Genomic DNA, 1,414 nt, shown 5'->3' on the forward strand with positions numbered 1-1,414 from the left:
GTCTTTGACGTGGCCTCTGCGGGTGCCGGGCGCAGCCCGGCCAGCCCTCCCTGCCGGATTTGCATATCTGGCTGCCGAATCCGGCCGTGGATTTGCCGGAATGCGCGATTGCCCTGCCGGAATGAAGTGCTCAGCCCTCGCTGAAAGGCGCGAAATGTCAGTCACCTGCCTAACGGCAAGTCCACTGACATTCAAGTTGTCCGCCTACGGGGGAAATGAACATGAACCGCATCTACCGGCGTGTATGGAACCGCCAGCTCAATGCTCTGGTTGTGGCCTCGGAACTGGCCACTGGCGATAGCGGTGGTACCGCACCGCGCGACCGTCGTGCCAGCCTTCTGGTGCCCAGCACCCTGGCCCTGGCACTGCTGTGCGTGCTGGCCAGCGGGCCTGCGGCGGCAACAGAGTCCAGCCAATCTCTGCGCGATCTGCAGGCATTGGCAGCCAAGTACACCCAGCCGATGCCGGTGAAGGTCGATGCCGAAGTGGCGCTGGCGGCGGCCGCACGACAGGCCCAGGCCAACCCGGCGATCAGTGCGAACGCACGTGTCGGTCTGCAGCTGAGCACGACCTCGCTGCCGGTCGTGCGCGACGTCCTGCCGGCCACCGTGCAGGTCAAGCTGGCGGCCGGCGCCACGCCGAATCATGTGCCGGCACCGGCTCTGGCTGCCGACGTACGCGCCAACATCGGCGTTGGCAACGCAGCCGCCACCCGCGTCGATGCCGCGCTTGCCGCGAACGTCGCACCGGCCGCGCAGGCACCGTTGGGTCTGTCTGCCAATGCGGCAGCAAAGGCCAACGTCGGCATCGCCGGTACGCCGGTTGCCAGCGTCGATGCCGGCAGCCACGTTGCCACCGCAGTAAGTGCAACGCCGAGCGGATTGAAAGCAGCTGTCGACGGCAAGGTCGATTCGCAGCTGGTCGTGGCCGGCAACCACATCGAAGGACAAGGCCAGGCCGGCGCCACCGCAGCGGTTGCACTGCCGGCCAAGGAAGAGCTGCCTGGCGACACCGATGACCGCGCGATCACCGCCGCCTTCGATGCCGGTGTGGCAGGCAGGGTGCGCGTGCAGGGCAAGGATGGCGAAGAACTCGTCGCCGATCGCAATCTCAAGCTGGCCGGCACCGCAACCGTCGCCGCACAGAACAGCGCGCTCGGCCTGGGCGGCCTGCTCAACGGCGTCGGTACTGCGCTGAATGGTGTTGGCAATGCAGTGGGCAGCCTGCTCAACGGCGATCTGTCCGGCACCGTCAACAACCTCGGCGGGGCCGTCGGCGGCCTGGTCGGCAATACCCTGGGCAGCCTCGGCCTGACCTCGCCGTCGGCCATTCCGCCGACCAGCCCGAAGGCGCCGGCCGCCGCCGACCCGAATGCGGGCCTGGTGATCGGCACCGGTGGCCTGGTGGGTGGTGT

The 1,414-nt window shown here is 67.9% G+C and carries 1 protein-coding gene; it reads left to right on the forward strand.

The window, feature by feature from the left end; all coding sequences use genetic code 11:
- Nucleotides 1-221: 221 nt before the first annotated feature.
- On the forward strand, nt 222-1,414 hold a 1,193-nt coding region (locus tag DBR20_RS22430), incomplete at its 3' end, for an ESPR domain-containing protein (RefSeq protein ID WP_258223072.1).

This window comes from Stenotrophomonas sp. HMWF023, from assembly GCF_003060985.1.
GTDB classification, from domain to species: Bacteria; Pseudomonadota; Gammaproteobacteria; order Xanthomonadales; family Xanthomonadaceae; genus Stenotrophomonas; species Stenotrophomonas lactitubi.